The organism is Mangrovimonas sp. YM274, from assembly GCF_030908385.1.
GTDB lineage: Bacteria > Bacteroidota > Bacteroidia > Flavobacteriales > Flavobacteriaceae > Mangrovimonas_A.
Genome location: NZ_CP133091.1, coordinates 1,617,356 through 1,641,213, shown reverse-complemented (window position 1 = coordinate 1,641,213; position 23,858 = coordinate 1,617,356). Strand labels below are relative to the sequence as shown.

21 protein-coding genes are annotated in these 23,858 nt (G+C 37.5%); 13 read left to right on the top strand and 8 right to left on the bottom strand.

The window, feature by feature from the left end:
* Positions 1 to 50: 50 nt before the first annotated feature.
* Complete coding sequence (locus tag RBH95_RS07185; RefSeq protein ID WP_307902003.1) at positions 51 to 650, bottom strand: glutathione peroxidase; 600 nt, start codon at positions 648 to 650, stop codon at positions 51 to 53.
* A gap of 42 nt (positions 651 to 692) precedes the next feature.
* Positions 693 to 1,142 (bottom strand): large conductance mechanosensitive channel protein MscL, encoded by a 450-nt coding sequence (gene mscL / locus RBH95_RS07180; protein ID WP_307902002.1) that lies wholly within the window; start codon positions 1,140 to 1,142, stop codon positions 693 to 695.
* 164 nt (positions 1,143 to 1,306) lie between these two features.
* Between mscL and RBH95_RS07175 the strand changes: the two genes are divergently transcribed.
* The gene (locus RBH95_RS07175) at positions 1,307 to 1,906 is read left to right on the top strand and encodes a transcriptional regulator (RefSeq protein WP_307902001.1); all 600 of its coding nucleotides are present in this window, start codon (positions 1,307 to 1,309) and stop codon (positions 1,904 to 1,906) included.
* Complete coding sequence (locus RBH95_RS07170) at positions 1,903 to 2,619, top strand: DUF3307 domain-containing protein (protein WP_307902000.1); 717 nt, start codon at positions 1,903 to 1,905, stop codon at positions 2,617 to 2,619. The genes RBH95_RS07175 and RBH95_RS07170 overlap by 4 nt, the downstream gene beginning before the upstream one ends.
* Positions 2,620 to 2,693: 74 nt before the next feature.
* Here RBH95_RS07170 and ccsA read toward each other — a convergent pair whose 3' ends face one another.
* Both ccsA and RBH95_RS07160 read right to left on the bottom strand, forming a co-directional pair.
* Entirely contained in the window at positions 2,694 to 5,882 is a 3,189-nt protein-coding gene (ccsA, locus tag RBH95_RS07165) for a cytochrome c biogenesis protein CcsA (protein WP_307901999.1), read from the bottom strand.
* A gap of 77 nt (positions 5,883 to 5,959) precedes the next feature.
* On the bottom strand, positions 5,960 to 6,352 hold the full coding sequence (locus tag RBH95_RS07160; RefSeq protein ID WP_307901998.1) for a group III truncated hemoglobin: 393 nt from the start codon (positions 6,350 to 6,352) through the stop codon (positions 5,960 to 5,962).
* A 58-nt stretch (positions 6,353 to 6,410) separates the two neighbouring features.
* On the opposite strand from RBH95_RS07160, the gene RBH95_RS07155 reads away from it, so the two are divergent.
* The 10 genes from RBH95_RS07155 to RBH95_RS07110 all read left to right on the top strand — a co-directional run bounded on the left by RBH95_RS07155 (position 6,411) and on the right by RBH95_RS07110 (position 17,211).
* Positions 6,411 to 7,169: a Rossmann-like and DUF2520 domain-containing protein gene (locus RBH95_RS07155; protein WP_307901997.1), complete on the top strand. Its 759-nt coding sequence runs from the start codon at positions 6,411 to 6,413 to the stop codon at positions 7,167 to 7,169.
* Complete coding sequence (locus tag RBH95_RS07150) at positions 7,159 to 7,689, top strand: HAD family hydrolase (RefSeq protein WP_307901996.1); 531 nt, start codon at positions 7,159 to 7,161, stop codon at positions 7,687 to 7,689. The genes RBH95_RS07155 and RBH95_RS07150 overlap by 11 nt, the downstream gene beginning before the upstream one ends.
* A gap of 34 nt (positions 7,690 to 7,723) precedes the next feature.
* Positions 7,724 to 8,638 carry a geranylgeranylglycerol-phosphate geranylgeranyltransferase gene (locus tag RBH95_RS07145; RefSeq protein WP_307901995.1) on the top strand — a complete coding sequence of 305 codons (915 nt, stop codon included), beginning with the start codon at positions 7,724 to 7,726 and terminating at the stop codon, positions 8,636 to 8,638.
* Positions 8,638 to 9,225, top strand: coding sequence for a Maf-like protein (locus tag RBH95_RS07140; RefSeq protein WP_307901994.1), 588 nt, complete (start codon positions 8,638 to 8,640; stop codon positions 9,223 to 9,225). The genes RBH95_RS07145 and RBH95_RS07140 overlap by 1 nt, the downstream gene beginning before the upstream one ends.
* A 75-nt stretch (positions 9,226 to 9,300) precedes the next feature.
* The gene (locus tag RBH95_RS07135; protein ID WP_307901993.1) at positions 9,301 to 9,831 is read left to right on the top strand and encodes a mechanosensitive ion channel domain-containing protein; all 531 of its coding nucleotides are present in this window, start codon (positions 9,301 to 9,303) and stop codon (positions 9,829 to 9,831) included.
* Between the two features lie 35 nt (positions 9,832 to 9,866).
* Entirely contained in the window at positions 9,867 to 10,934 is a 1,068-nt protein-coding gene (gene corA / locus RBH95_RS07130) for a magnesium/cobalt transporter CorA (protein ID WP_307901992.1), read from the top strand.
* Between the two features lie 36 nt (positions 10,935 to 10,970).
* Positions 10,971 to 11,711, top strand: a complete 741-nt coding sequence (locus tag RBH95_RS07125; protein ID WP_307901991.1) for a hypothetical protein — start codon at positions 10,971 to 10,973, stop codon at positions 11,709 to 11,711.
* 199 nt (positions 11,712 to 11,910) lie between these two features.
* Positions 11,911 to 14,433, top strand: a complete 2,523-nt coding sequence (locus tag RBH95_RS07120; protein ID WP_307901990.1) for a PIG-L family deacetylase — start codon at positions 11,911 to 11,913, stop codon at positions 14,431 to 14,433.
* 113 nt (positions 14,434 to 14,546) lie between these two features.
* A complete protein-coding gene (locus tag RBH95_RS07115; protein ID WP_307901989.1) occupies positions 14,547 to 16,244 on the top strand; it encodes a sodium:solute symporter in 1,698 nt (565 codons plus the stop codon).
* Positions 16,228 to 17,211, top strand: a complete 984-nt coding sequence (locus RBH95_RS07110) for a Gfo/Idh/MocA family protein (RefSeq protein ID WP_307901988.1) — start codon at positions 16,228 to 16,230, stop codon at positions 17,209 to 17,211. The genes RBH95_RS07115 and RBH95_RS07110 overlap by 17 nt, the downstream gene beginning before the upstream one ends.
* 3 nt (positions 17,212 to 17,214) lie before the next feature.
* On the opposite strand, the gene RBH95_RS07105 is transcribed toward RBH95_RS07110, so the two are convergent.
* The 4 genes from RBH95_RS07105 to RBH95_RS07090 form a co-directional block, all read right to left on the bottom strand.
* Entirely contained in the window at positions 17,215 to 17,745 is a 531-nt protein-coding gene (locus tag RBH95_RS07105; protein ID WP_307901987.1) for a hypothetical protein, read from the bottom strand.
* A gap of 184 nt (positions 17,746 to 17,929) precedes the next feature.
* Entirely contained in the window at positions 17,930 to 19,861 is a 1,932-nt protein-coding gene (locus RBH95_RS07100; RefSeq protein ID WP_307901986.1) for a helix-turn-helix domain-containing protein, read from the bottom strand.
* Between the two features lie 129 nt (positions 19,862 to 19,990).
* Positions 19,991 to 21,919, bottom strand: coding sequence for a helix-turn-helix domain-containing protein (locus RBH95_RS07095; protein WP_307901985.1), 1,929 nt, complete (start codon positions 21,917 to 21,919; stop codon positions 19,991 to 19,993).
* A 161-nt stretch (positions 21,920 to 22,080) separates the two neighbouring features.
* Positions 22,081 to 22,929, bottom strand: coding sequence for a DUF2911 domain-containing protein (locus tag RBH95_RS07090; RefSeq protein ID WP_307901984.1), 849 nt, complete (start codon positions 22,927 to 22,929; stop codon positions 22,081 to 22,083).
* Positions 22,930 to 23,200: 271 nt separating this feature from the next.
* Here RBH95_RS07090 and RBH95_RS07085 point away from each other — a divergent pair, with 271 nt between their 5' ends.
* On the top strand, positions 23,201 to 23,857 hold the full coding sequence (locus RBH95_RS07085; protein ID WP_307901983.1) for a TetR family transcriptional regulator C-terminal domain-containing protein: 657 nt from the start codon (positions 23,201 to 23,203) through the stop codon (positions 23,855 to 23,857).
* The last annotated feature ends 1 nt before the right edge of the window (position 23,858 follow it).

Below are 23,858 nucleotides of genomic sequence, written 5' to 3'. Positions count from 1 at the left end.
GGTTTTTAAGGCTAAAGCGTTTAAATTTACATTAACTTTTTGTTACCCCATTACTCTTTAATCCAATTAATAATGGACTCGTCTATAGGCAATGTCTTTGGAGCAATTACCCTTACTAGGTGTCCCTGTTCATCCAAAAGGTACTTTTGAAAGTTCCATTGCACTTCTGAGTCTTCCAAACCATTTCTGGATTTTTGCGTTAAAAATTGATAGACTTCGTGGATATCATCTCCCTTTACCGATATTTTACCCATCATAGGAAAAGTAACTCCATAATTTTCTTTGCAAAAAGACGCAATTTGGCTATTGGTACCAGGTTCTTGACGTCCAAAATTATTGGCAGGAAATCCTACAATAGTGAAATTTTCATCCTTGAACTCATCATACAATTCTTGCAACTGGGCATATTGAGGGGTCAAACCACATTCACTGGCTGTATTGACAATCATGATTTTCTTTCCTTTTAGGGAAGAAAAGTCAAAAGGATTTCCATATAAATCGGCAACTTTAAACTGGTAAATCTGCTCCTTTTCCATTGGCATCTCATTTCTATGTTCTTCCTCGGAAACGTTTACTGTTTCCTGTTCCTTGGCGGCATGTTTACAGTTCACAACTATTACTGCCAACATTAATACTAAGATCTTTTTCATGTCTTAAAGGTAGTTCTTTTTGCTGGAAACTTGTAATAGCTCTCAATCTTTTAAACGGGCCTTTAAAAGGCTGTTTTGTTCTTCCATAAGCGTGTTTAACTGAGACAGCAACTCAATATCCTTAGGCGTTGCCACAGTCTTATCTGCAGTATTTTGAGCTCGATTGCGAAGACGATTCATAAACTTCACCACAATAAATACGGTAAACCCAACAATTAAAAAATCCAATAAGGTTTCCAAAAATGCCCCATAACCAATAGCAACTTCTTCAGAAACAACTTTACCGGAAACATCTATTACAGCTTCCCTTAGTATTATGCGTTTGTCCTCAAAATTAATCCCATTTGACAACAGGGATAAAGGCGGCATAAACACATTTTTAACCAACACATCAACAACTTTATTGAAGGAAGCCCCTATGATGATCCCTACTGCCATATCAATCATATTTCCTTTTACTGCAAATTCCTTAAATTCTTTTATTAATTTCATATCAATGCTTTTTAGTTAAAGACCCTACTTTTTTATACTTTTTTAGCATAGTATAAATGTATAAGAATATTTGCTAGAAATATTATATTAAAAAATATTAGCTTTTAAAGTGATATTTTAATATATTAGCTTTTAAAGTGATAATAAATAAACAATAAAAAGTCATGACCAGCATTATAACTGGCGATATTATAAATTCAAGAAGCCTAGAGCCCAATGAATGGATGCCTGCTCTCAAAGGAGCACTAACACTCTATGGAGGCACTCCACAACAATGGGAAATTTACAGAGGTGACAGCTTTCAACTGGAAACACCCCCGGACACAGCTCTTGAAGCCGCCATTTTAATAAAAGCCTCTATAAAACAGCTAAAAAAAATAGACGCTAGATTGGCCATAGGCCTTGGAGAGAAAAGTTATACAGCAAACAAAATCACCGAATCCAATGGTACTGCTTTTATCAATTCCGGCAAGTGTTTTGAGCAATTAAAGAAAACCACCTTAGCTATACAATCGCCATTTTCTCAACTAGACCAAACCTTGAATATCATGTTTGACCTAGCATTGCTAAGCATGAACAATTGGACACCCACTTCAGCACGTTTACTAAAAGCAGCCTTAGAACATCCTAACATGAACCAGATAGAATTGGCGGATATGTTTGATACCACACAAGGCAATATCAGTCAAGGCTTAAAACGCGCTGGACATGACGAGATTGTAAAACTTATAAACTACTACAAGTCCCAAATCACACAACTATGATTCACCTAATTATCAAACTAATGCTTGCCCATATCCTTGGGGATTTTGTATTGCAACCCGCCAAATGGGTAGCCGACAAGGAAGCAAAAACTTATAAATCCAAATACCTTTATTGGCATATTGCCATTCATTTTGCCTTGCTTATACTTTTGTTAAGAGCAGATAGCTCCTATTGGATAGGCATCTTAAGCATTACCATATCCCATTACGTCATCGATTTGTTAAAACTGCAATTCAGAAATCAAAAGAACAACCGACTTCTATTTGTTTTAGACCAATTAGCCCACATAGCAGTAATTACAGCGATAGCCTACGCCTACGCTCCTGTACAGTTCAGCTTCAGTGAGTTGCTCAACAGCAAAGTACTTCTATTTATTTGCTGCCTATTAGGAATCACATCGGTCTCTTCGGTTATTATGAAAACGGTGATCTCCAAATGGCAATTGGAAGAAGACACCATAGACGAATCCTTGGAAAGCGCCGGTGCCTACATTGGCATATTAGAACGTCTGTTTGTATTCGCCTTTATATTAATGGGCTATTGGGCCGGCATTGGCTTTTTAATAGCTGCCAAATCCGTATTTAGGTTTGGAGACCTTTCTAAAGCCAAAGACCGAAAATTAACCGAATATATCCTAATAGGCACTCTTTTAAGCTTTGGTTTGGCTATCATGTTCAGCATGGCCTATAAATTTGCTCTTAGGTTGTTGTAGATAGGACATTGTATAAAAAACAAAAGGCGCCAACTAAGTTGGCGCCTTTTGTTTTATTTATAAATCCAGGAATTTTATTTCTTATAATACTTTGCATATTTTCTATAAGCCAATACTCCCAAAACAGCTACAATCCCTACAGCAATGGCAATAATATTCAAACTAGCAATTTGTTGTCCCGATTGGTAAGAATGTAACCCTGACAGATAGAAATTAACCCCAAAATAGGTAAACAAAATACTTGAGAAAGCAATGATGGATGCCAGGTTAAAACCATATCTACCTCGTAATCCTGGCACCAAACGCATGTGGATAACAAATCCATAAATCATGATACTGATCAAGGCCCATGTTTCCTTTGGATCCCATCCCCAATAACGCCCCCAACTTTCATTGGCCCACATTCCTCCTAGGAAGTTCCCAATGGTCAACATTACAAGACCCACCGTTAAGGCCATTTCATTGATAATGGTCAATTCTTGAATATTTAAAGACATTTTGGATTTATTCTTTTCCGTAGTAAAAATCATCAATAAAAGAGACACGACTCCCAATATCATTCCAAGAGTAAACGGACCATAACTTGCCACGATTACAGCCACGTGGATCATCAACCAATAAGAGTTCAAAACAGGTTGCAGGTTGGCAATGGCCGGATCCATCCAGTTCCAGTGTGCTACCATTAAAATCATAGAAGTAACAAAGGCTGTGGCTGCAAAAGTCAAATCACTTTTTCTACCGAAAATCAACCCGAACAACATGGTTGCCCAAGCTACATAAATCATAGACTCGTAAGCATCACTCCAAGGTGCGTGGCCAGAAATATACCAACGCACTATCAAACCTAGGGTATGCAATGCAAAAAGCACGATGATAGACACTTTAAAAACACTTGCCAAGACTGACAAAGCTTTGCTCTTTTCCTTAAAAATCTGAACAATGATGACAATAAACAGAAACGTCCCTGCATACATGTACCAACTGAACAGTTTCTTGAAAATATCGTACTTGTTATAGGTAATTTCTGCATCGATCTTCTTCTCAGAAAGCATCACTTGTTCTCCCAACCGATGTTGTGTTTTCTTGAAGGCCCCCAACATTTCATCTGCTTTGGAATAATCACCTGTTTGTTTGGCCTGATGCAAATTCATCAAGTAAGCGCTAAACCCTACGTTGATAAAGTTGCCATACAAGGAATCCTCAATTTTTTCACGGTAGCCTTCTTCCCTAAACTCTAAAGACGAAATCCATTTGTTATTAGAGTCGTTAGGCAGAGGGAATATTTTCATGGAACGCCCTTCTATAGCATTGTACAATAAATACACGCGCTGTTCGGCTTCCTTAAACTCCTTTTCATAAGCATTCAACTCATTCACATTGGTCATTCTATCCAAATACGGTTGCAGCTTAAAACTTCCAACTTCATTGAAAAAATCTACCAAAGCAACATACTTCTGGTCCTTTGGCACCCCAATGATACTTCTGATGGAATCTGCCTTTCTAGGTTTCAAATAAATCACCGGTACATTGTACCATAACATAGGACTTTCCTGAATGGACAACAGTACTTGGTTGGCATCAAATTCTTCATAAGTATCGTGCTTACTCAACTTACGCAACATTTCCGAAGCATAAGTATTCATTGGCATCATACGACCACTGTAATCCTGAATGACCATTCTACCAAACTTAGCTGCCTCTTCCTTAGGCGTGATATTGGCACGCAATACAGAATCTATCTGCGTTTTGGTTGGACGCTCATGGTCATGTCCATCGCCTTGCGTATGTTCTTGGGAAAATCCTTGTAAACCGAATAGCAAGACAGCAACTGTTAAGGCCGCTTTTTTATTCTTTACTTTATCCAACATCCTTCTTAAATCGGCAAAACGAGTGCCTTTGGTAAACAAGATAGCCAATAAACCAAAGTACAATAAAAAATACCCAATATAGGTAATCCAAGTTCCCCAGAAATCATGGTTTACAGACAACACCGTTCCTTTTTCATCTGGATCAAAACTAGCTTGGAAGAATCGGTACCCTTCATGATCCAGGATATTATTCATAAAAACGCGGTAATTGAAATCTCCATTTTCCTTATCGAAAACCGTAATTTCACTAGCATAAGATGAATAACTATTTTCAGTACCCGGATAACGTTCTGCAATAAAATCGTTCAACTTGATACTGAATGGCAATTTGATTCTTTTGGAACCGTATTTTACGGCTACATCCAAACCACCTACTTTAATTTGTTCAAAAGAATTGTCGCTACCCTTTCCTCCTAAAACCCTCACGCGTTCCGTTTCGCCATTAGCAGTAACTTTAAACACCAATCCATCTTCATCACCTTTTAGTATTTGAGGTTTTTCAACAATATCAAACACACCTTTAACCACAGGCTTTGGAAATACCATTTGCATATTCCCAATAATGTAACGAGAACGTAAAGCCAAAGGTTGGATACTATCCTTAACCAATGTTCCTTGTGTGCCCGTTGCCATGGTTAAATATTCCCCTTCAAAAGGCGATTGGATTAAAAGCTTTCCATTATTGTGAGTAATATTTACGGCACCATCCACGAATTTATTAAGTGAAAACAGGGTATTGTGAATACTTTGTACTTCTCCACTTTTTAAGAAATGATTGTGAGGCGCCCCTCCACCGGATTCAACCACCTTTAAATATTCTTCACCAGATTCATCTGGAACAATATCACGTTCAGCACCGGCCACAAACTTTTCTAATTCTATAGAAACGGGCTGTCCATCATAATCGGTATCTACACTGAAACTATTATTTAAACGTGGTGAAAAATCCACTTCTTTTTGAATGACCCTACGCTGTGCCTGTCCATCAATAACCATATCACCATCAATGTAGGCTGTAACGTATGTTTTTTGCGACAAGAATGTATCTTCGGTTGCTCCCTCTCGAATAGGCATCATTCCTTCATAACCAATATAGCGGGTTACAAAAGCACCTAAAAGAATAAAGATAAAGGCAAGGTGCAACAGTAAAACATCCCATTTTTCCTTAGAAAAAAGTCTGTATTTAAAAATGTTTCCAATAAAGTTAATTACAAAGATTCCCATTATGGCTTCAAACCACCAGGCATTATAGATTAGCTGCCTAGAATACGGCGTTGGCGAAGTATCCATGTTCTTGTCCATAAAGGTACCAGCAATCATGGCTGCGGCAAAAACAATAAATAAAATAGCGGTAAGTCGTGTTGAGAATAGAATTTTGGCAAGTTTATTTTGCATAATATGAGACACTTATTTTAGCTCGCGCAAATTTAAGGTATTTACTTTACTTACTTATGTTAAAATCCCTGAAACTTTTAAGGAGTTTGTCTGGCTTGGAAAATATTCAAATAAAGAAAGCTGCCCATTTTTCTTGCCCTGTGTTTGGCATTTTCGGCATATTCGCCCTCAAACAGTTCGTCTATGGTTTGTACCCACAAATTGAGCCAAAGCCCAAAATGCAATTCGGTTATCCTGTGGTTGGTTTCTCGATCTACTTTTACATGAACCTCCAACGGATTGCCGTAATATTTGGTCTTTAAAAACAAACTCGACTCCCAAAAAGTAGTCAAATGTTCAAAATGGGCCTCCCAATCTTTTATGACAGGATTGAAAAAAGGCCCTAAAACCTCATCGGTTCTCACTTTTTTGTAAAACGTCGTTACCAACAAATGAATATCGGCTCTGTTTTGAATATCTTTTTTGGACATCCAACAAAGATAAATCATATCCCTTTCATATCATGCAAGACTTACTTAATTTAGCAGCATGATTTCAGTTAGCATACTCGGTGCCGGTAATGTGGCTACACACTTATACAAGGCTCTTAAAAAGTCCGAATCGGTGTCTGTAAACCAATGGTACAACAGACATCTGGCTTCTTTGGAGACCTACAAAAATGAAGTTTCTGTAACAAACGACCTTTCACAACTTATCCAAAGTGACGTCTACATAATTGCGGTAAGTGATGATGCTGTAACAGAACTGTCTTCCAACTTACCTTTTGAAGGCAGATTGGTCGTACATACTTCTGGAAGTGTAGGCATCCACGATTTAGACAAAAAACACCAAAGAGGCGTCTTTTATCCGTTACAGACCTTCACTAAAGGAGCTGACTTAAATTTTACCGATGTCCCCATTTGCATTGAAGTTTTGAAAAGAGAAAACCTTCCTCTTTTACAAAAACTAGGAGAAGCTTTAGGCTCCAATGTTTATAAAGTAAATAGTGATCAACGAAGAGCTTTGCATTTAGCGGCTGTTTTTGTGAACAATTTCACCAATCAACTGTATCGTGTTGCTCATGAAATTACCGAAAGCCAAGGTGTGGAATTTGAAATCCTAAAGCCGCTCATTATGGAGACAGCTAAAAAAGTTCAGGACATGTCCCCATATATGGCCCAAACAGGTCCTGCCAAGCGCAACGACAAAAAAACAATTCAAAAACATTTAAAATTACTGGAGAATCCGCAGCACGAAGCCATCTACAAACTGCTTACCAGTGCAATCAAGAAAACCCATGGAAGATAAAAGCTATAAAGAATACTTAGAACACATCACTACCTTTATTTTTGACGTTGATGGTGTGCTTACCGATGGTACTATTACCGTAACCACTTCTGGCGAAATGCTCAGAACCATGAACATTAAAGATGGGTTTGCACTGAAAACTGCCATCGATGCGGGGTTTCATATCTGCATCATTTCCGGAGGCTCTAACGAAGGAGTTCGTTTACGGTTAAATGGTCTAGGCATTAAGGATGTGTATTTGGGAACCCATGATAAAATTGAAAAGCTCAACGAGTACCTTGACAACAACAATATCAACATAGAAAATGTGTTGTATATGGGTGACGATATCCCAGATTACCCTGTAATGTCTTTAGCAGGCTTACCATGTTGTCCTCAGGATGCCGTACCTGAAATAAAAGCCATTTCCAAATATGTGTCTCATAAAAAGGGCGGTAAAGGAGCTGTTCGCGATGTGATTGAGCAAGTCTTGAAAGTACAAGGCAAATGGAACAGTAATTTTAGCGCCAAATACGATTAACCCAACAAAGCCTGACTAACTAAACAACATCAACTTGGAAATACTAAAACTAATCCGCTGGAAGAACCTCCTAATGATTGCCTTAATGCAATACCTCATTAAATACGCTTTTTTTGAGCCATTTGGGGTAGACATCACTTTAAACTTATTTGGGTTTTCACTTTTGGTATTAGCTACTTTGTGCATTGCTGCAGGAGGATATGTTATCAATGACATCTACGATGTGGAAACCGATTTAATTAACAAGCCAGACCACGTTATTGTTGGCAAAACCGTTTCGGAACAAGCGGCCAACAACCTTTTTATTGCCTTTAATGTCATAGGAGTTGGTCTTGGATTCTATTTATCACACTTGGTAGGTAAAAGTGCCTTTTTTGCAACCTTCATTATTGTTTCGGGATTACTGTATGTGTATGCATCCTATTTAAAACCCATGCCCTTGGTTGGAAATCTGGTTATTTCGGCTATGGTAGCTTTAAGCCTCATAATTGTTGGGTTATTTGAACTCATTCCCGCTATTACACCCGCCAACCAAGAAACGCAATTGACATTTTTCACCATTTTATGGGATTATGCCCTTTTCGCTTTCATTTTAAATTTATTGCGTGAAATGATCAAAGACATCGAGGACATTGATGGCGATTACAAAGCTGGAATGAATACTTTGCCCATTGCTATTGGCCGTGAACGCGCCAAGAAAATTGTCTTTGCCGTTTCCTTCATTCCCCTAGGAGGCGCCATTTATTATTTAATCAACTATTTGTACGGAAATATGGTGGCTGTCGTCTATTTTCTTGGGGCTATCATTGCTCCAATGCTTTACATATCCATCAAAATCTTTATGGCCGAAAGCAAAAAAGAATTTCATTTTATTAGCAATATGATTAAATTGGTCATGCTACTAGGAATGTTATCCTTGATTGTTTATAAATACAGTCTTTTAGATTAATGCTGAACGACCAACTAAAATCCTACCACATTGTCCTAGCTTCTGGTTCTCCCAGAAGGCAACAGTTTTTCAAAGACCTTGGATTAGATTTTGAAATCGTCCTAAAACCTGTTGAAGAAGAATATCCCAATAGGCTGAGACATTTCGAGATCAGTGATTATTTGGCTCAGCTAAAAGCCATCCCTTTTAAGGAGGAACTTAAAGAAAATACCATTCTCATTACCAGCGACACCATTGTTTGGCACAACAATGAAGCATTGGGCAAGCCCAAAACTAAGCAAGAGGCCTTCCAAATGTTAAGCTCCATGAGCGGGAAGACCCACGAAGTCATTACCTCGGTATGTTTTACAACCACCTCCATTGAAAAAACGGTAAATGCCATTACCAAGGTGACCTTTAAAGACCTTACAGCCGAAGAAATCAATTACTACATCAACACCTGCCAACCTTTTGATAAAGCTGGAGCTTACGGCATCCAAGAATGGATTGGGCAAATTGGCATTACCAAAATTGAAGGCTCTTATTTTAATGTTGTAGGCCTCCCAACCCACCTTGTTTACAAAACGCTACTTGGTTTGATTGATTAAAAATCGGTATTCTTTTTCTGTTTTTTATTCCAATTTCTCAGCTATCTTTGTTTAAAGAATTTCATTGTATCCACTATGTTTTTTGAAGCTTATCAAGACAAGTTAATTAAGGCTTTTATCCTCCTTATCATTCTTCTAATCATAAGAGCCATCTTAAAAACAGCCATTACCAAAATTGGCCGAAATAGTGGAATTAACGAAGCTAGAATCCACCTTATCAACAGGTATACAACGGTAACTTTGGTATTGATAAGTTTGCTTTTTGGCGCCTTTATTTTCGGGGTTAAGTTTGAAGACATGGCCCTAGTGTTTTCATCGGTATTCGCAGTAATTGGGATTGGGTTGTTTGCCATTTGGTCCATTTTAAGCAACATTACCTCTGGAGTGATCATGTTTTTCTCATTCCCTTATAAAGTAGGGGACAAAATTCAAATTCACGATAAGGATTTCCCTATTGAAGCCATTATTGAAGACATTAGAGCTTTTCAATTGCACTTACGTTTGGATAACGGCGACCTTATCACCTATCCCAATAATCTCATTCTTCAAAAACCCGTAACACTTATCAAAAAAGATGCTATCGATGATGGACACGATGCTTTATAAATATTAGCTATATTTATAAAGTCAACTTTTTATAGATGGGAAAAAAAAGAACCGCAAAATATAAAAAACATATAGGCAAAGCCCCTGGAACGCTTATCTACACTGGGGAAAAAAACAGCCAACAGCTTTTTATTGAATCTTTCGATTACAACCCTGAAGGGGTAACTGAAAAGGAACTCAAAAACATTGAAGATGTCTTCGGTTACAAAACCACCGAATCCATTACTTGGGTGAACATTAATGGCCTCAATCACATTGAAGCTATTGAAAAAGCCGGTGATCATTATGGTCTCCATCCATTAATTCTTGAAGATATTGTCAACACTTCACAACGTCCCAAAATTGACGAATATGACGACTATATCTTTATTTCCCTAAAGATGTTACATCTAGATGCTAACGAAAATGTGATTATTGAACAAGTAAGTTTAGTCATGGGAGACCGTTATGTACTTACTTTTCAAGAGGCCGAAGGTGATGTTTTTGATAACGTAAGGGAGCGTATTCGTGCAGGCAAGGGTCGCATTAGAAGTATGGGGTCTGATTATCTTTTATACGCTTTGGTAGATGCCATTGTGGACCATTATTATGTGGTAAGTGAAATGCTAGGTAATAAAATTGAAGACATTGAAGAATCCATATTTGAAGGCAGCATGACAGACAACATGAGCATTCAAATACTGATGCTAAAAAAGGAATTGCTAAAGGTGAGGCGTGCTATTTTTCCTTTAAGGGAAATCATTAGTCGAATTGAAAAGAGCGAAAGTTCTCTTATAGACAAAAAATCAATTCAATTTTACAGAGACATCTATGACCACGTCATCCAGCTCTCTGACAACATCGATATTTTCAGAGAGATGATTTGGAGTTTAATGGACATGTACATGACCACTATCAGCAATCGCATGAACGAAGTCATGAAAGTCCTAACCATTATCGCTACCATTTTTATTCCCCTTACCTTCATCGCTGGAATTTATGGCATGAATTTCGACCATATGCCTGAACTCCATCTTAAATACGGCTATTATATTGTTTGGATTGTAATGGTTGCCGTGTTTTTTGCCATGGTAGTTTATTTTAAAAGAAAGAAGTGGTTGTGATATAGCTTTGGCATAATAAAATCCGTTTAATAAGAAATGAATAAAATTACAATATTTACAGCTTTTGTTTTATCAATCACATTAGTTCTTTTCTTCTTTTTGCCAAACTTAAAAGAAGATACACAAAAGAAAACACCTATCAAGGAGATAGGTGTTGGAAAAATTAAAATATCGTTTGGTTATTGTAAATACAATAATGAAGTAAAAAGATTGAAGCCCAAATGGAAACTATTTAAATTACATCAAGATAGTTCTATTATAATTCCTCTCCAAAAAAGAGTAAAATTTCATAATCTAGAATATGGAAGCTACTATATTGAATACACGACTATATTTAATCAAAAAAATACAGTCGAATTTACAGTATCTGATACTATTGTAAAAAACATTTCTCTTTGCTTTGACTATTTTGACTATTCCTCCAACAAAAATGTATTAATGCTTGACGAATTAAAAGACGGACATAATTTATACTATTCATTTGAATCTCAAGGCTGCTTTAAGCATCGTGATTCCAACGAAATAGAAATCATTAAAAATTCAGACAACTTAATTGCCAAATATGGAGGTAATGAATACCGTATGAATGATTCCCAAATAGCAATCTTAAGAGAATTCGAGATTGAATTAAGAAGTAATCACGTAAGCGGCTGTAGTACAATTGACAAATATGAAATTGTAAACCAACACGAGTTAGAATTTTTCTTTATAAATGATGAAAGTTGTCAATGGAGGGGCTTTGAAAACCTAATTAAATTATTAAAATTACAAAAATAGTCACTACTAAGAACCATTCATGTATTACCTCTTATTCCTCTTCAAAAAAACCTCAAAAACGTCAAAGTATGTTTTCTTCTACAATATTAATGCATAACACAGCGCTACGATGGTGGCATTACACAAACCGTTAAAGAAACATTAAAACCAGTCCTAGGGCTGGTTTTATTTTTATATTTAGGGGCAATTAAAACAAACTATGAAAAAACAAATACTTGCATTTTTTATATCTGTAACTACTTGCGTTGGCCTCTATGCCCAACAACCCCAAAAACCCAATGCCTCCGAAATTTACGAATCCATCAAAAAACTTAACTTCCTTGGATCGGTTTTATACGTGGCAGCGCATCCGGATGATGAAAACACGCGACTCATTGCTTATATGTCCAACCAAGTCAAAGCTCGCACAGCCTACCTTTCCCTTACCAGGGGTGACGGAGGACAAAACCTAATTGGTCCTGAAATAAGGGAGTTATTAGGAGTGATCCGCACACAGGAATTACTTACGGCTAGGCAAATAGATGGCGGCGAACAACGCTTTACAAGAGCCAACGATTTTGGATATTCCAAGCACCCAGACGAAACCTTGCAGATATGGAATAAAAATGAAGTATTAAGCGATGTGGTTCTGGCCATTCGCCAATTCAAACCAGATGTGATCATCAATAGGTTTGATCATCGCAGTCCAGGAACCACTCACGGACACCATACTAGCTCTGCTATGTTAAGTGTAGAAGCCTTTGATTTGGTTAACGACCCAAGCAAATTCCAAAACCAACTTAAATCAACAAGTGTTTGGCAACCCAAGCGTTTATTTTTTAACACGTCTTGGTGGTTTTATGGCAGTGAAGAAAAATTTAAAAAAGCCAACAAAAGTAACTTTTTGTCCTTCGATATTGGTACCTATTACCCCTCAAAAGGACTTAGCAACACTGAAATTGCTTCCCTTAGCCGCAGTCAACACAAATCACAAGGCTTTGGAAATACAGGAACTCGTGGTTCGCAAATGGAATACATTGAATTGATTAAAGGCGACATGCCTGCAGATGGACAAAATATTTTTGAAGGCATCAATACCTCGTGGACACGTGTAAAAGGAGGACAAGCCATTGGTGACCTTTTGGAAACTGTTGAAAATGAATACAATTTTCAAAACCCTGCAGCCTCTATTCCACAGTTGATGGAAGCATATAAACTAATCCAAAATTTAGAGGATGACCACTGGAGAACCATCAAAACCAAAGAAATAAAGCAAATTATTGCTGCCTGTGCTGGACTGTATCTTGAAGCTGCAGCCAATACCAATCATACTACTGCTGGTAGCACCGTAGACGTAAGCATTGAAGCTATCAACCGAAGTGAAGCCAACATAACATTTCAAAATTTCACTTTAAATAATACCAAAACTTCCAAAAACATTGTTTTATCCAACAATGAAAGCCATTCCTTCCATGAGTCTTTAAAGGTTGATGACCAGCAACAGCCTACTACACCTTATTGGTTAACCAGCAAAGGAACTTTGGGCATGTATCGTGTAGATGACAAATCACTGATTGGAAAACCTGAAACGCCAAGAGTATACAATGCCACCTTTGATTTACTTATTGAAGGAACAGCTATTTCTTTTACACGACCCGTAATTTACAAGACCAATGATCCTGTAAAAGGCGAAGTGTACAAACCTTTTGAAATCGTTCCTGAGGCATCCGCAAAACTTGCCGAAAAAGTAATCATTTTTGATACTGATGAAGAGAAACAGGTTTCAGTAATTGTAAAAGCTGGGATTAATAACTTACAAGGAGCGGTGACATTGGCCCACCCTAAAGGCTGGACAGTTTATCCCGAAAAACAGTCTGTAAATATTAAGCATAAGGGAGAAGAACAAACTGTAATATTCACTATTATTCCTCCTAAAAACCAAGATGAAGGTTTAATTACACCAATGGTTCATGTTGGAGACAACATCTATACAAGAGAGATGATTGAAATAGATTATGACCATATTCCATTTCAAACGGTGTTACTTCCAAGCGAAAGTAAAATTGTGAGATTGAACATTCAAAAAATAGGCCACAACATTGGGTATATTGAAGGTGCTGGCGATGTGATCCCTGAAAGTCTGCAACAAATAGGATACAATGTAATGACTATAAAACCTGAGGACATTTCGGAAGAAACCTTAAGTCATTTTGATGCCATCGTTGTTGGTGTTAGAGCCTACAATACCATTGATGATTTAAAATTCAAACAGCAATTGTTATTTGATTACGTTGCCAATGGCGGTAACATGATTGTACAATACAATACCAGTCACCGTTTGAAAACTGAACAATTGGCTCCCTACAAATTGGAATTGTCCAGAGACCGTGTAACCGATGAGTTTGCTCAGGTTGACTTTTTGGAACCCAAACATGAATTGCTCAACTTTCCTAATAAAATTACAGAGCACGATTTTGAAGGCTGGACACAAGAACGTGGACTATATTTCCCAAACAGTTGGGGAAAAGAGTTTACGCCAATCCTTGAAATGCATGACAAAGGAGAGTCCAAGAAAAAAGGAAGTTTGTTAGTTGCCAAGTACGGCAAAGGGTATTATATCTATACTGGGCTAAGTTTCTTTAGAGAATTTCCTGCAGGTGTGCCCGGTGCCTATCGCCTGTTCGCTAACATGCTATCAATTGGCAAAGAAGACATTAAAACCAACAAACCTCTAAACGATTAAGATGATGCAGGATTCGGCAAAAAAACAACCTTGGTTAAAATCCTATTCATTAGTATTAATTGCCAATGCCATTTATATAGTTGTGTTTTACCTTATCATGAAAGCTTTTTAACATGGGGGTACTAAATTGGTTGGATTGGCTAGTTTTGGCGACGACTCTATTAACTATTGTTGGCTACGGAACTTGGAAAACAAGAGGAAGCAAAAATGTTCAGGATTATGTAAAAGGCGGTAATTCTGCTCCTTGGTGGACTATCGGTCTTTCGGTAATGGCTACGCAAGCCAGTGCCATTACTTTTTTGTCCACTCCTGGGCAGGCATTTCACGACGGTATGGGCTTTGTGCAATTCTATTTTGGGGTGCCTATTGCCATGATTGTCATTTGTATGGTTTTTATTCCGCTGTACGACAGGCTTAAAGTCTACACCGCTTATGAGTTTTTAGAGAATAGGTTTGATGGCAAAACCCGAACCTTGACCGCTACTCTATTTCTAATCCAGCGGGGATTGGCTGCAGGAATTACCATTTATGCTCCAGCCATCATCCTTTCGGCTATTTTGCATTGGAACCTTACCTACCTCAACATTATCATAGGAACCCTTGTCATTATATACACCGTTTCAGGAGGTACCAAAGCGGTAAGCATTACACAAAAGCATCAAATGGGTGTTATTTTTTTAGGGATGCTTATTGCCTTTTTCTTAATAATAAGTTATCTCCCTGAGGACATCACATTTACCAAAGCTCTAGATATTGCTGGCGCCAGTGGTAAGATGAATATTCTCAGTTTTGATTTTGATTTAGAAAACCGCTATACCCTTTGGAGCGGTTTGATTGGAGGGTCCTTTTTGGCCCTTTCCTACTTTGGAACAGACCAAAGCCAAGTGCAACGTTACCTTTCTGGAAAATCGGTAAAGGAAATGCAAATGGGACTGATTTTTAACGGGCTTTTAAAAGTGCCTATGCAATTTTCAATCCTTTTGGTAGGGGTTATGGTATTCGTTTTTTACCAATTTCACAATTCTCCCATCAACTTTAATCCAGCAGCACACAATACAGTAAGCAATTCTGCTTATGCTAATGACTACCAACGTCTGGAAGAAGAACAACTTGACATTTTCAAGGCCAAGCAATCCGTGCTTCAAAACTATGTCAACACGGGCGATTCCAAGGTGACAGACGAGCTTCAACTCTTGAATAAAAAAGATAGAGACAACCGCAATGCTGCCAAAGTACTGATTGAAAAAGCAGCCCAAGACAATGATATAAGTATAGAAACCAATGACAAGGATTATGTGTTCATACATTTTATTTTGAACAACCTCCCTCGAGGCCTAGTTGGGTTACTCTTGGCCGTCATCCTTAGTGCAGCTATGTCCAGTACTGCAGGAGAATTAAATGCCCTCGCGTCTACTACCGCTCTGGATATTTATAAACGTAATTTTGTAAGTGATAAAGATGAAACACACTATCTAAAGGCTTCCAAATGGTTCACCTTTGGCTGGGGAGTTTTAGCCATCATTATTGCCTGTGTGGCGTATTTGGCCGACAACCTCATACAATTGGTAAACATTATTGGTTCTATTTTCTATGGAAATGTGCTTGGTATTTTCCTTTTGGCATTTTTCTTTAAATATGTCAAGGCCAATGCCGTATTCATTGCCGCCTTGATCACTCAGGGTATCGTAATCATAGGTTGGTGGTTTGAATGGATGCCGTATTTGTGGCTCAATTTATTTGGTTGTATTTTAGTCATCCTAATTGCTCTTTTTATCCAAAACACACAAAACATCAATGAAAACGTCCGATAACGTTATCAAATGGGGCATTATAGGCCTTGGAAAAATTGCCAACAAATTCGCTCAGGATTTGTTAACCGTGGATAACTGCGAGCTTGTGGCCGTTGCGTCGCGTAACCAAGAACGTTCTGATGCTTTTGCAGGAACCTATGGCGCTCAAAATGCCTATGGCAGCTACGAACAACTAGCAAAAGACCCTAATGTGGATGCGGTATATATTGCCACACCCCACAGCTACCATAAAGAACACAGTATCTTGTGCCTAAGTCATCAAAAAGCAGTACTATGCGAAAAGCCCTTTGCCATGAACTCCCAAGAAGTCTTGGAAATGATGGCATCGGCAAAAGCCAACGATACATTATTAATGGAGGCCCTTTGGACCTATTTCCTACCGCATTACCAACATGTTTTGAAAATGCTCAAGGAAAACACCTATGGGAAATTACTAAAAATGAATGCCGATTTTGGATTCTACAAAGATTTTGACAATGAATCTCGTTTATTCAAAAAAACTCTTGGAGGTGGTAGCTTATTAGATATAGGGATATACCCTATTTTTGCTGCTTTGACCACTTTGGGTGCCCCCAAATCAATTGAAGCTTCTGCTACCTTTTTTGATAACGGTGCGGATTCAACCTGCTCTATGGTATTTCATTACGAGGATGGCGTAGAAGCTCATTTAAAAAGTACCCTTTTGGAAGAAACCCCTACTGTGGCAGAATTCTATTGTGAAAAAGGCCTCATTAAAATCAATGGGCGATTTCATGAGCCTTCAACCGTTACTTTAATCCCTAATGAAGGTGCCCCTGAAACCTTAGATTTCAACTACAATAGCATTGGCTACAATTTTGAAACAATGCACTTTAATGACTTGATAAGGCAAGGCAAAAAAGAAAGCGACCTTATGACCTTTGAGTTCAGTAAACAACTCATTGGTACCTTGGATAAAGTCGCTTCGATAATTGGATTGGAATATTAGCGTTTAATGTTGATGAAGAACCCCACTTGGATCGACCTTTACGTTTAATCTATCTTCCCCATTTCCTATTTTAACTTTATAGTATTTATGGGAAGGTTCATTGTAGTCGTAGTTTACGTAATAGTCTGTTTCCAAAAGCAACCATCCAGGATGTGATTTAAACACCGTTTCTCTCACTTCCCTTGGCAATTTAATGTCCTCAAAATGCTCATCTGTGGACACTATATTTCCGTCCTTGTCATAGGAAACAATGATGCTTCCTTTTTCAGATTTAAAGTTTACTTCGTACGTATTATCCTCCGAAGGTCTTTCAAACTCCTCAAAGGTGTTGATATTAAATTTGGCTACCTTACTTTCTAGATCGACAATATATTTTGCTGTATTGTCAACGGTAATGTCTTTAAGATAATCCATATGGATGGTTTTGTTAGAAACCACTTCCATTCCCGCTAGATCAATTTCTATTAGGCCTGATTGCGAAAAGCCTAAACTACCGAGGGTCATACATAACCCTAAAATGATAAAAGTTTTCATAATTACTTGTATTACAGTTAATGATTGATTGCAACACAAAGATTATGAATACATACACACCAGACATAACAGCCACGTTGTAAATGATTTAACTTATATAAAATTATATTCAAAAAATGTTTTAAAGGATTGAAATTATGTTGAATCATATCTGCAAACCCCAGTAAACATAGGGATTTACACGTTACAACTTGATTTCGTAATTCCCTAGGTTCATTTTTTTCAGAAACTTCAAAAACTCAGGATTATTGTGTAATTTTTCGAAATACGGATCATATTTTACCTTATATAACTCGGCATTTTTGCGCTCAAAGGCAGTTTCCAGCCACTCCAAAACTTTAGCATCCTCTTCTAAATATGCAAATTTCTGGGCTATCCAATACGCATTGTTGTATAAAGTTCCTTGAGATTTTAGATGCTCAATATCCATATCATTAATCCATTTATAAACTCCTTTTATACCTGCTTCCATATAAGCTTCCCATAATAAAGGAAGTTTTTCCTTTCCTTCCTCTTCAAATGCCCAGCTAATTTCCAATTGTTTATACGCTAGATCATATTCTCCCAATGCCGTATAGATTTTAAATTTAACCCAAAAAGGCCAAGCATCTTTTGGTAATTGCTCCTCTGCCCTTTCGGCTTGCCTCAAAGCATTATTAAAATCCCCTTGGTGTAAATATAACTCTGAACTCAAAATTGAGACACGAAATGAATCCGGAGCAATCAACTGAGCCCTATCCAACATTTTTCTGGCGCGCTCAAAATCCCCTACCGAATATTGCAGGTATTGCGAATACATAAATAGCGCAAAATAATTATTTGGATTTAAGCTGATTGCCTTTTCAAATTGACTTTCAGTCCTTTTCCAATCCCAATCATAACTCAAATATACCCAACCCAAAACCCGATGCGGTTCGGATAATTTATTATCAAGTTTAATAGCTTTTTCAGCATAATCCTTTGCTCGAAGTATGTCATTTTCAGTAGGATTAGGCCAATTTTCCCATAAATAGCTAATGGCGAGTCCAGAATAGGCTACAGCAAAATTAGGCTCTATTTCCAGACAGGAGTTCAAATAACTTCTAGCCAAATGTATATCCTCTTCATAAACCCCGTAATAAACTGCCTTCATATACAAATTATAGGCCTCTAGATTGTCGGTTGGTGCTTTATCAATTAGTTCCAGCTCAAACGGTGATAACACCAAATTCAATTCTGAAACTATTTGTTTTGATATTTCACTTTCCAAGGTAAAAAGATCTTTATAATCCCTGTCAAAATCCTTGGCCCATAGTTGCACATCTGTTTTAGAATTGATAAGATGTACTCTAATCCTAATCTTTTGACCTTCCTTCTGCACACTACCGCCAACAATATAATTAGCATCGAGGGCTTCGCCTATATCTTTGGCCGACAGACTAGAAGCTCTATACTTTTCTGTAGATTGACGAGATTTTACAATAATCTGCTCTACTTTCGAAAGATTATTAATAATATCCTCTCGAATGGCATCAGCAAAATATGCGTTTTCTGGATGATGGCTTAAGTTCTTAAAAGGCAATACAGCCACGGTTTTATCCAATTCTTCCATTTGAGGCTCTACTACCGTCTCAATATTAGTCTTTGAATTCATATAGAACGTATAGCCCAGAAGCAAAACCAAAGCCACACTGCTCACCCAAAACAAGGTTGTAAATTTCCGTTTCCTCCTAAACGTTTTCTTTGTATTTTTTGACGCAGAAGTTTTTAGACCTATATCATTATTGGACGCTTCACTTTTTTTGAATTTAACCTCACCAGGCGTATAGCCATAGAAATCGCTAAAACAAGTATTGAAATAAGTTGGACTGTTAAAACCAACACGATAGGCTATTTCCGAAGCCGTAGTCTCTTCATTTTTGAGCATTTCCAAAGCTCTTTCCAATCTGTATTCCCGAATAAACTGGCTAGACGATTTCCCTAAGAGTGCATTAAGTTTTCTATGCAATTGCGAACGGCTCAATCCCACCTCATCAGCCAATTCCTGAACTCCAAAATGCTCATTGCTAAAGTTAGACTCTAGGACTGCTTTTAGCCTTTCCACAAAGTTTTGATCCATGGATAATTGACTGGCCATATTTTTAAAATTAAATGTATTAATTGGTTGAGGACCAAAAACTAGAAGTAGGTCACCTATCTAAGATACAAAAATCCTGACAAGTATAATTTTCTTAAAACTTTACAAAAGCTTCCCATTATTAAGCTTCTACAGTTTTAAACCGCCTTGGTAATCGCCAAGGTTCATTTTTTGTAAGATTTCCAAAAAGTCAGCGTTGGATCGTAAATTTTCAAAATAGGGATCATATTTGATCATAAATAATTCGGCATTTTTTCTTCTAAAGGCAATTTCCAACCATTTTAGAGCATTTTCAGGTTCCTCCAAAAATGCAAATTTTTGAGCAATCCAATAGGCATTATGTTGAACGCCCTCCGAATTTGCGTTATTGATATCCATATCATTGATCATTCTATAAACGCCTTTAACTCCATCCTTCTCATAAGCCTCCAACATTGGAGGTATGTTCAACTCGAAGGCTTCAACAAATCCCCAACTTTCTTCCAATTGCCTCACAGCCTGATCATAATTACCCAACTCGGTATAGATTTTAAAATCCACCCAATAAGCCCACATGCCTTTTGGAGCATACTCCTTAGCTTTTCTGGTTTCTTCCAAGGCCTTTTTAAAATTATCCTCGTGTAGGTAAAATTCAGCACTCAACACTGCCGTAAATGCGGAGTTGGGATTCACCAATTGCGCCAACTCAATCATTTCACGAGCCTTTTCAAAATCTCCCAATACATACTGCAAATACATTGCATATTCGCTTATCGCATAATAATTGTTTGGATTCAACTTGACAGCCTCTTGGAACTCCGTTTCAGCTTTGGTCCAATTCCAATCGTAGGTTTCATTCACATAGGCCATTACACGATGTGGCTCAGACAAGCTTTCATCCAATTCCATCGCCTTTATGGCTAGTTCCTTTACCTGCTCCGCATCTTTTACAGTAGGTGTTGGCCAATTTTCCCAAAGATAGCTTTCGGCCAAACCCGAGTATGCCAGCGCAAAGCCAGTGTCTTCTTCAATACATAAATTGAAATATCGCCTTGCCAAATCTACATTTTCATCATAGTACAATGAATATAATGCTTTTATATATAAATTATAAGCCTCAAGGTTATCGGTAGGTACCTTATCGATCAGTTCCAATTCGTGGGGGGACAATACTACGTTCAACTCGGAAGCAATCAATCGTGAAATCTCACTTTCAAGTTCAAAAATATCTTGAAACTCCCTATCAAAATCCCTAAACCACAACTGCACATCTGTCTTGGAGTTAATTAAATGCACCCTAACTCGTATTCTATTTCCATGCTTTTGCACACTGCCTCCCAATATATAATTTGCACTTAAAGCAAAGCCAATCTCTTTTGCAGAAAGGTGTGAATCACGATACATTTCTGTAGACTGACGCGATTTCACTATAAATTCCTGAACCTTCGATAAGTGATTGATAATATCCTCCCTAATACCATCCGCAAAATATTGATTTTCACTATCATCACTTAAATTTTGGAATGGTAGAACAGCAATAGTTTTGTCCTCCCTAAGGTGCAAGGGCACATCTTCTAAATCATTATCTGCTTCCAAATTTTGATAAAAAGAATACCCTAGAAACAATAATATTAGTATACCGCCTACCCAAAACAAGGATTTATAATTTCCTTTCTTTTGGATGGCCACAGATGAGGATATGTCCTCTGACGATTTAGTTTCAGATTCTATAACATCCGTCTTCTGAAACTTAACCTCTCCTGGAGTGTAACCATAAAAATCGCTAAAACAGGTATTGAAGTAAGTAGGGCTGTTAAACCCTACACGATAGGCAATTTCCGAAGCAGTGGCCTCCTCATTTTGAAGCATCTCCAAAGCCTTTTCCAACCTGTATTCCCTAATGTACTGGCTGGACGATTTTCCTATAAGAGCATTAAGTTTCCTGTGCAGTTGGGAGCGGCTTACACCGGCTTCATCAGCCAATTCCTGAACCCCAAAATGCTCATTGGCAAAATTAGACTCTAGGATCTCTTTTAGCCTTTCAAGGAAAGCTTGATCCATGGACAATTGACCTGCCATATTCTAAAGATTAAATCGATTAATTGGTATTAGGCTACAATTCAATATTGTGTCCTACCTCTAATATACAAAAAATTGGTCACCCAAATCCGTTCCTTATAGAAGCAAAAAAGCACAACCATAGGCTGTGCTTTAAAATATGTATTGCCACAAATTGAACCCTACATAGCCCCCCATTCTTTTAGAGAGTCCATGTTCATTTTTACATAATCATCGTTTCCTGCTGCCTTTGCTGCTGCCATAGATTTTTTAGCCAAATCAATAGCTCCATCTTTATCACCTGCTCTGGCATAAATCAAAGACTGTTGTCTTAATTGCCAAAAGGCAGGATCATTGTTCATTGCCATAGCCTTATCAATCCATTCTTTGGCCTGCTTAATATCTTTTCCTTCCTGATAATAGTAAGAAGAAGCTGCAAAGTAATCTTCAGCTTTTGGAGATCCTGCCAAAGCTTCATTGATAGAAGCCAAAACTTTAGTATCTGTTGGTACTTCAAAAGGAATTGTTACATAGGTCTTTTCCCAGAAAATTTCCAAGGCCGCACTGCTATTGGTAATGTTGTTGATGTCAAAAGTGAAAGACTCTACGTTAAAAGTCATTGGGTAAGCTTTTGCTTTGATAATAGCCACTACTTTACTTTCATCCCACTTTTGAGGTGTCCCCCAATTTTCTGTATCGCTGTATAAATATACCTCCCATAAACTTTTTCCTGGCTTGGTAAAAATGGCATAAGACCCTGCCTTTACAGTTTGTGTACCAAACGTCACATCATCACTAAAAGTAATGATTGAATTTTTATTGGCTCCAGTTCTCCATAGCTTATCGTAAGGTACCAAATCTCCAAAAACGGTTCTTCCTTTTACACCTGGTCTTGAGTATTGAATCGAAAAATCTGTCAAACCAACTTTTTGTTCCAATTTACTAGCCGGACTAGCCTGTGGCGTTGTCACCTGTGCCCTCAAATTATAAGAGGCGGTTAAGACTAACGCAATAAGTAATAATTTTTTCATGGTCATATTGTTTTATAGTTTTAAAAATGTGCGACTAAATTTACAAATTAGTTGAACTCTCATTTGTTAACAAAACCTTAAATTAAAATTTCTCTTAAGGCTGCTCTCTAAAGATACACAATTATACATATTTAATAAACAGACAATTACAAGATAATTTTCTCGTAATTTTAGGGAAGCAAAGCACCAAATCTATTTACAAACGTTAATTTTGTCTAATTTATGATTAATAATAGTTAGACATTTAGTAATTTTATAAAAAAGTTTTGTGATGCCTAAAAAGAAAACTCCCAAAAAAATGGATCTGGTTGATTTATACATGGATTATGTCCTTGAAAACAATGAAAGACCAACGTCTGTTTATCAATTTTCAAAGTTGAATAATTTTGAAGAACCAAAATTTTACGAACACTTCAGTTCTTTTGAAGCCCTGGAAGCCTACATTTTTGTGGCCTTCTGCGAGCATACTGTCCAAACCTTAAATAACAGTCAAGAATATCAAACCTATGATGCTAAAAACAAGCTACTGAGCTTTTATTTCACCTTCTTTGAAAACCTAACGGCCAACCGGAGTTTTATAATGTTCGCCCTAAACGAATATAAGGCTAACCTTAAACAGCTAAAACACTTACACCCTCTCAAAGAGGCCTTTGCCTCCTATCTGGACACATTGGATATCAAACAGATCGAATTGGTGAAAGGCCAACTTTTAAAAATGCAACAAAAAGCAATGAAAGAAGCAGCATGGGTACAGTTACTCCTTACTCTAAAATTTTGGATGGAAGATACTTCTGCCAATTTTAGTAAAACCGACATCTATATAGAAAAATCTATCAATACCAGTTTCGACATCATAGATACTACCCCAATAAACAGCCTTGTGGATTTTGGGAAGTTCATTTTCAAGGAACGCTTCCAAACCAAATAAG

Excerpts from the sequence above, each read along its gene's own strand:
- RBH95_RS07085 (WP_307901983.1), top strand. The coding sequence starts at position 23,201 with ATGCCTAAAAAGAAAACTCCCAAAAAAATGGATCTGGTTGATTTATAC.
- RBH95_RS07120 (WP_307901990.1), top strand. The coding sequence starts at position 11,911 with ATGAAAAAACAAATACTTGCATTTTTTATATCTGTAACTACTTGCGTT.
- RBH95_RS07110 (WP_307901988.1), top strand. The coding sequence starts at position 16,228 with ATGAAAACGTCCGATAACGTTATCAAATGGGGCATTATAGGCCTTGGA.
- RBH95_RS07185 (WP_307902003.1), bottom strand. The coding sequence starts at position 650 with ATGAAAAAGATCTTAGTATTAATGTTGGCAGTAATAGTTGTGAACTGT.
- RBH95_RS07140 (WP_307901994.1), top strand. The coding sequence starts at position 8,638 with ATGCTGAACGACCAACTAAAATCCTACCACATTGTCCTAGCTTCTGGT.
- RBH95_RS07175 (WP_307902001.1), top strand. The coding sequence starts at position 1,307 with ATGACCAGCATTATAACTGGCGATATTATAAATTCAAGAAGCCTAGAG.
- RBH95_RS07155 (WP_307901997.1), top strand. The coding sequence starts at position 6,411 with ATGATTTCAGTTAGCATACTCGGTGCCGGTAATGTGGCTACACACTTA.
- RBH95_RS07095 (WP_307901985.1), bottom strand. The coding sequence starts at position 21,919 with ATGGCAGGTCAATTGTCCATGGATCAAGCTTTCCTTGAAAGGCTAAAA.
- RBH95_RS07115 (WP_307901989.1), top strand. The coding sequence starts at position 14,547 with ATGGGGGTACTAAATTGGTTGGATTGGCTAGTTTTGGCGACGACTCTA.
- RBH95_RS07170 (WP_307902000.1), top strand. The coding sequence starts at position 1,903 with ATGATTCACCTAATTATCAAACTAATGCTTGCCCATATCCTTGGGGAT.
- RBH95_RS07135 (WP_307901993.1), top strand. The coding sequence starts at position 9,301 with ATGTTTTTTGAAGCTTATCAAGACAAGTTAATTAAGGCTTTTATCCTC.
- ccsA (WP_307901999.1), bottom strand. The coding sequence starts at position 5,882 with ATGCAAAATAAACTTGCCAAAATTCTATTCTCAACACGACTTACCGCT.
- RBH95_RS07105 (WP_307901987.1), bottom strand. The coding sequence starts at position 17,745 with ATGAAAACTTTTATCATTTTAGGGTTATGTATGACCCTCGGTAGTTTA.
- RBH95_RS07150 (WP_307901996.1), top strand. The coding sequence starts at position 7,159 with ATGGAAGATAAAAGCTATAAAGAATACTTAGAACACATCACTACCTTT.
- RBH95_RS07125 (WP_307901991.1), top strand. The coding sequence starts at position 10,971 with ATGAATAAAATTACAATATTTACAGCTTTTGTTTTATCAATCACATTA.
- RBH95_RS07100 (WP_307901986.1), bottom strand. The coding sequence starts at position 19,861 with ATGGCCAGTCAATTATCCATGGATCAAAACTTTGTGGAAAGGCTAAAA.
- RBH95_RS07090 (WP_307901984.1), bottom strand. The coding sequence starts at position 22,929 with ATGAAAAAATTATTACTTATTGCGTTAGTCTTAACCGCCTCTTATAAT.
- mscL (WP_307902002.1), bottom strand. The coding sequence starts at position 1,142 with ATGAAATTAATAAAAGAATTTAAGGAATTTGCAGTAAAAGGAAATATG.
- RBH95_RS07160 (WP_307901998.1), bottom strand. The coding sequence starts at position 6,352 with ATGTCCAAAAAAGATATTCAAAACAGAGCCGATATTCATTTGTTGGTA.
- corA (WP_307901992.1), top strand. The coding sequence starts at position 9,867 with ATGGGAAAAAAAAGAACCGCAAAATATAAAAAACATATAGGCAAAGCC.